This window comes from Nocardioides abyssi, assembly GCF_030412915.1.
Taxonomy (GTDB): domain Bacteria; phylum Actinomycetota; class Actinomycetes; order Propionibacteriales; family Nocardioidaceae; genus Nocardioides; species Nocardioides abyssi.
This window is the reverse complement of sequence record NZ_JAUHJR010000096.1, coordinates 1-298: the sequence shown is the minus strand read 5'-3', so window position 1 is coordinate 298 and position 298 is coordinate 1. Positions and strand designations below refer to the sequence as shown.

Below are 298 nucleotides of genomic sequence, written 5' to 3'. Positions count from 1 at the left end.
TCGTGTACCCCCGAAGGAGCCTTACCGCTCGACTTGCATGTGTTAAGCACGCCGCCAGCGTTCGTCCTGAGCCAGGATCAAACTCTCCGTTGAAAAACAACACCAACACACCCATACAGGCATGTCAGAAAAAGAGATGCCCTGACAGACGACACTGACAAATCAATTGTCAGAATCATTGTCAAAGAAACCATCAACCACCCCAACCACCCGAAAGCGATTGAAAGCAGTCGACGGGGCATAACAAACTAATTCGTCGACTATGACACACTGTTGAGTTCTCAAGGATCACACGCAC

Annotated in this window: 1 rRNA gene; it reads right to left on the bottom strand. The window is 49.3% G+C overall.

What is annotated here, in order from left to right:
* Positions 1-93, bottom strand: a 16S ribosomal RNA gene (locus QWY29_RS20050); the annotation flags it as partial.
* Positions 94-298 lie beyond the last annotated feature (205 nt).